The organism is Acinetobacter sp. C15 (genome assembly GCF_013420645.1).
In the GTDB taxonomy this organism is placed as follows: domain Bacteria; phylum Pseudomonadota; class Gammaproteobacteria; order Pseudomonadales; family Moraxellaceae; genus Acinetobacter; species Acinetobacter indicus.
In genome coordinates this window covers 1-4,709 of the sequence record NZ_VOXR01000081.1, presented here as the reverse complement: position 1 = coordinate 4,709, position 4,709 = coordinate 1, and the positions used below count along the sequence as shown (strand labels likewise).

The following is a 4,709-nucleotide window of genomic DNA, read 5'->3' as shown; positions in this document are numbered from 1 at the left end:
GCTTTTTTAGCGTTGGTGCAGTGTCTATAACTGTCTTTAAATCCATAAATAGGTGTCCACTTAAAATTTAGTGGACACTATCGCGGTATTAATGAGTTAGAAAAAGTGGGGCTCAGCGGACGCTTACGTTAAACACTGGAATTGGTGCAGAAGTACAACGACCACTAGCAACAGTTGTTATCGGCGGTATTGTATCTTCTACAATTTTAACTTTGTTTGTATTGCCTATTTTATATCAATGGGCGCATGGCTCTGAGAGTAGCAAACAGCAATCCGACGAAATTTAAAATCAAAAAAAGCAGCTTAATTACTAGGTTATGCCTAATTAAGCTGCTTTTAATATTGTATGCCCAACATTTTATTGATAAAGCTTACTGCGCTTCATCCCGACAATTTTCATTTAAAAACTCAAACTCTATCGTTGTATGCGATAAATGATAGGAAGATAATTTAGCTGCAACTTCTTGTTTAAGCCTAATTAATTCTTTAACGTCAAAGTTGTCACTCAGCTCAAGGTGCGCTGTTAAAACGTGACTTTCACCATCTAGTGACCAAAAGTGCATGTGGTGGATACCATTAACTTCAGGAAATTCCATTAGTGATAGTTTAATACGCTTTTGAGTCTCTTTATCGGGTGCAGCTTGAAGAAATAAAACGAGTGTTGATTTCAGGTTTTTGAAAACATTAAACAAGATGAACAGCGTGAACCCTATTGATAAAAGGGGATCTAATATCGGCAGTTCAGCGAACAACAGTACGATAGAGACTATAAGAACGGCAACCCATCCAAGTACATCTTCAAGAAGGTGCCATGTCAGTACTTTCTCATTTAATGTTTCACCCGCTTTTAATTTTAATACAGCATATCCGTTAACGGCAACGCCGAGTATCGCTAGCCCTAACATCCCCTCGACTACAGGCATTTCAGGATTGGACAGCTTTGGAATTGCTTCAAATAAAATCCAAATTGAGCCAATGATTAAAACAATACTGTTTATCAATGCGCCAAAGAGAGTAAGTCTACGATAACCATAACTAAACTTATCTGATGCTTCTTTATCTGAAAAACGACTTAAAATCCACGCAAAACCTATTGAAAGACTATCACCAAGATCGTGAACTGCATCTGCCATTATCGCCGTACTGTTAGTGAGCCAACCACCTATAAATTCGATAATAGTGAATGTCACATTAAGGAAAAATGCCCAACCAATACGGTCATCTTTACCATGTTGATGACTATGATTATGGTTGTGCATTTTGTACCTCTAGTACTTTTCTATTTCTTAGTTTTGATACATTCATATTAATCAAGTGACGTATCAAGCGTTGATATATCCAGCGTTTGAACCCCGACAAGTTAGTCCCTTTTTCGAGATAGAACTCATCAGGGGAATCATAAAGCCCAAAGTCATCATGAATACCTTCTTTTTGAATATAGGTATTTTCTCCACGCCAATCTGTATCTGGTGATGAAAAGCACTTTGTTGCAACACCATAACCACAAAAATCATCTTTTACTTGGTCAAATTTCTCCTGTAGAGAGCTTAAGTATTGCTCATCCAATATAAAGCCCTCTAAGTTTATCCAACGCCCTTCAAAGTAAACTTCTACCCAACTATGAATGATGTATTTAGGTGCTAACCAAAATACATAGCTTGGGATAGCACCTTTTTGTAGTTGCTGGTCTATGGTAAACCCATGAAATCGGCATTGAATGCCTAGTCCACGCAATAGTGCCATTAACAGATTACCCTTAGTATTACATTGTCCATAACCATCTGCTAGCACATCGCTTGCTGCAATATCATCGCTTTCATTATAACCAAAGAAAATCTCATCTTTTACAAACTGATAAGCGGCACCAATTTTGTTGAAGTTATCCAAGTTTTTCCACCTACGTTGATCGATCAAGGATTGGATATCTTTGTGTTCAAAATTAACGATATTCGTATTGTTTAAATATTTCTCAGTCATTTTTTATATATCCTTTTCGTTGCATACTTATACTATAGACTCTATAGTAACTATAGAGTCAAATGTCTGGGGGAAATTGATGAAAATAGGCGAATCGTCAAAAAAATCGGGCTGTTCAATACAAACGATTAGATATTATGAAAGAGAAGGATTACTGTTAAATCCAAATCGTTCAGAAGGTAATTTCAGGCTGTATGATAGCAAAGCACTTAAACAATTGGAATTCGTAAAGCATTGTCGCAGCCTAGATATATCACTCAATGATATTAAACGTCTTATCGAATTAAAAAATAAGCCAGAAGAAAGCTGCTCTAGCGTTAATGCATTAATTGATCAGCAACTTGCACTAGTGAATAAACGCATGAAAGAATTAAGGGCGCTTAAAGCTGAATTACAACAAATGGCTAGTGCTTGTGGTTCGAACAACCCAACATACTCATTATATTCTGCTGACCATGTAACACGGCAAGTATATTGTTTACTATCCATTTGAAACCCCATAATGTTTTAAGTCTATGTATAAAAGTACGATTTTCACTTAGCAGTACTTAAATAATCACCCCACCACTGCATCATTTCAGTCCGCTGGGCTAAATAGTCAGCGTGATTATAGCTGGCACGGGTACGGTTCTTATCAATATGTGAAAGTTGTGCCTCAATCCAGTTATCCTGGAACAAACCTGAGTCATTCAAAATGGTACTAAAAGTGGAACGTAGTCCATGAGAGGATAATTGATGTTTTCCATAGCCCATCTTACGTATAGCCATATTTAATGTATTAAAATGAATCGGTTGATTATGTTTCCGTGGGCTAGCAAAAATGTACTTTTCACCGTATGACCATTGCATGACGTCTTTTAAAATATCTAAAGCCTGATCTGAAAGTGGAACTAAGAAGTCGGGAATCTCATGGCCTAATATGACTTTTCGTCGAAACTGTTTAATATGCAAGGCAGGTATTTTCCAGACTTTTTCATTTAAATCAAAATGATGAGGCTCAGCCAATAACAATTCAGCCCCTCGCACGCCAGTATGTAATTTGAACAGCAGTGCTTTTTTAATAATCGGATGGGCATCCAATTTTTGTAATTTATACTTAAAATCAGATATATCCTCCGCTTTCAAATACGGATAATTTTTCTTGATTTTACTGTTAATGGCGATTTTATTTAAACCATGCGCGATGTTGAATTCACAATAACCCATCGCTACAGCGTAGTCATAAATTTGGTTCAAATAACTACAAGCTTTCTTGACAGGTTCTTTTACTTGGCGTCCCTCTATTTTTTTGATTACTGAAACCAGGTCATAACGCTTGATGTTTTGAAAAGGTAGATCCTGAAGGTCTGGATAAATATCTTGCTGTAAGCATCTTTCTGCTAACTGTAGTACACCACAGCGGGGTAGATCGTTGAAGGCATTTTTCAGTTTGAACTGTAACCACTCCTCCCCGACCTTACCAAAGGTGATGACATTAGAGGCAGTATCTTGTTCAAAACAGAAATCATTGTCTTTAAAGTCATCTCTGACTTGTCGTGCCTTTTTCAGCGATAAATCAGGATAACGACCTAACTGAATGCGTCGACGTTTTTTAGTTTGTGGATCTGTATAGCGATAGCACCAAGATTTTCTTCCACTCGGCTCAATCTTCAGGCTAAGCCCATCTTCATCGGATAAAAAACTGGTTTTTTCCTTACAATGAGCTTGGCGAACTTTAATTTCAGTAAGACTCATGGAATTTAAATGAAACCTAACAATGGGTTGATTGGATCAATTATATCAAAATAGAACGCTTTATGTATGATGCGTACACTACGCATCATATATATTTGTAATATATTGTTTTATATATTTAATATTTTAAGTATTTGTATTTTAGTAACCATTATAAGTACCACCTCTTCTTTAAGTTCCCAACAACTCACTTTTTCTGTCATCAATGTTAAATAAGTCTTGTGCTTTAAATTCTTAGATGACCTCCTCTACCCTTTATTATCATTTTTATAAAAGTAACTATATGTACTCATTAAAATTTGTAGAGCTCAAAAACAAAAAAGACCGCTATATAGCAGTCTTTTAACTTAATTAAATAATAATTAATTCATTTTCATCATAAGTGCATAAGCATCACGTTTGTTTTGACGCAATGATTCTATCTCGGACTTCGTCAGCTGTTTTACGAGAGTAATTAACTATAACTAAAAATATAGACAAATATTTGCATAAGTTCTCATTTTGTCTATGTCGATTCAGTAGTGGCAAGGTGGGTATTTATTAGAGATTTAAATGATTATCTTTTGTATTTTAGGTGAGTGTCTTGGTATATTAGCATCCATATCTATTGATTATCCAATCCCTTAACCTAGGCATGACTTTGTGAAATTAACACGCATCCACCATTGTAAAAACTTGAATGTGCAAAAGTACAAACAGCTTGAGAAACAAGCTGTTTTACTTGGTCGTATTCGTAGCGAGGTGTGGGCTAAATATGGTGCTATTTCAGGTTTGAATATCAGTGACAGAGCTATTCGTGATGCGTGGATGAAAGAAAGTCGTGACTTTGGTGTTTCTGCAAATGCGTGGAAAGAAACGCTACGTGATTGCATAGGTGATATTAAAGCCTATCGAGAAGCATCAAAAGACAAAGTAAAGCAGGCGATCCGAAAACGCACCTCCTGTAATAATGAACAAAAAAGACTATACACCTTGCTTAAAAAAGATGAATGGATGAC

General features: G+C 36.1%; 4 protein-coding genes and 2 pseudogenes. 3 read left to right on the top strand and 3 right to left on the bottom strand.

All coding sequences use genetic code 11. The annotated features are described in order from the left end of the window. Nucleotides 1-122: 122 nt before the first annotated feature. Nucleotides 123-287: pseudogene (locus FTT63_RS14815) on the top strand (efflux RND transporter permease subunit); the annotation flags it as partial. A gap of 84 nt (nt 288-371) precedes the next feature. Here FTT63_RS14815 and FTT63_RS14810 read toward each other — a convergent pair. After that, on the bottom strand, nt 372-1,259 hold the full coding sequence (locus FTT63_RS14810) for a cation diffusion facilitator family transporter (RefSeq protein WP_127800877.1): 888 nt from the start codon (nt 1,257-1,259) through the stop codon (nt 372-374). Beyond that, complete coding sequence (locus FTT63_RS14805; protein ID WP_005245162.1) at nt 1,246-1,977, bottom strand: transglutaminase family protein; 732 nt, start codon at nt 1,975-1,977, stop codon at nt 1,246-1,248. The genes FTT63_RS14810 and FTT63_RS14805 overlap by 14 nt, the downstream gene beginning before the upstream one ends. A 79-nt stretch (nt 1,978-2,056) precedes the next feature. On the opposite strand from FTT63_RS14805, the gene FTT63_RS14800 reads away from it, so the two are divergent. Continuing rightward, nucleotides 2,057-2,470 carry a Cd(II)/Pb(II)-responsive transcriptional regulator gene (locus FTT63_RS14800; protein ID WP_180186806.1) on the top strand — a complete coding sequence of 138 codons (414 nt, stop codon included), beginning with the start codon at nt 2,057-2,059 and terminating at the stop codon, nt 2,468-2,470. A 41-nt stretch (nt 2,471-2,511) separates the two neighbouring features. Here FTT63_RS14800 and FTT63_RS14795 read toward each other — a convergent pair whose 3' ends face one another. After that, nucleotides 2,512-3,711, bottom strand: a complete 1,200-nt coding sequence (locus tag FTT63_RS14795) for an integrase arm-type DNA-binding domain-containing protein (RefSeq protein ID WP_005245164.1) — start codon at nt 3,709-3,711, stop codon at nt 2,512-2,514. A gap of 642 nt (nt 3,712-4,353) precedes the next feature. Between FTT63_RS14795 and FTT63_RS14790 the strand changes: the two are divergent. Beyond that, nucleotides 4,354-4,709, top strand: a pseudogene (locus FTT63_RS14790) (RNA-guided endonuclease TnpB family protein); the annotation flags it as partial.

Coding starts and splice junctions, on each gene's coding strand:
- FTT63_RS14810 (WP_127800877.1), bottom strand. CDS start 1,259: ATGCACAACCATAATCATAGTCATCAACATGGTAAAGATGACCGTATT.
- FTT63_RS14805 (WP_005245162.1), bottom strand. CDS start 1,977: ATGACTGAGAAATATTTAAACAATACGAATATCGTTAATTTTGAACAC.
- FTT63_RS14800 (WP_180186806.1), top strand. CDS start 2,057: ATGAAAATAGGCGAATCGTCAAAAAAATCGGGCTGTTCAATACAAACG.
- FTT63_RS14795 (WP_005245164.1), bottom strand. CDS start 3,711: ATGAGTCTTACTGAAATTAAAGTTCGCCAAGCTCATTGTAAGGAAAAA.